The sequence below is a fragment of the Halomonas sp. ATBC28 genome, from assembly GCF_005937175.1.
Taxonomy (GTDB): domain Bacteria; phylum Pseudomonadota; class Gammaproteobacteria; order Pseudomonadales; family Halomonadaceae; genus Vreelandella; species Vreelandella titanicae.
Genome location: NZ_VCQL01000161.1, coordinates 1 through 408 on the forward strand (window position 1 = coordinate 1; position 408 = coordinate 408).

Sequence of the window (408 nt, forward strand, 5' to 3'; positions counted from 1 at the left end):
GACGTAGTCAGTTTGACAACCTGCGTTTTGATCATCGCGCGCCCGCTGAAACAAAGCTGCAAAGCGATCCCGGATCGGGAGAAGGGCAGAAGGCAGGGGTTCCTCAGATGCGGCATACAGCTTCGCCATTAGTTCCGCTGCAATTTCGGTCGCCTGGTAGTCGCCGTGCTCGGCAACGATGTGAGAGAGCATTCGCTCCCCGGCATATTCGAGCAACATCAGATTGTTCTCACGACCGAGCAACCGGACTGCTCCCCTCCCATTGCGCCATACCAGATAGTCGGCCCCGCGCAGTTCATCAGCAATGTCTTCTATAGGTTTCAATCCCTTGACGATTGCAGGAGTCCCGTCTGGCAATGAAACTTTCCAAACGAGGCTGGAAAAGGTGTCCGCAATGAGAACAGGTTG

Annotated in this window: 1 protein-coding gene; it reads right to left on the bottom strand. The window is 54.9% G+C overall.

Annotation, left to right across the window (positions count from 1 at the left end; translation table 11 throughout):
* The coding region (locus tag E0L35_RS25825) for an aminoglycoside phosphotransferase family protein (RefSeq protein ID WP_249362200.1) at positions 1-408 on the bottom strand (408 nt) is incomplete at both ends.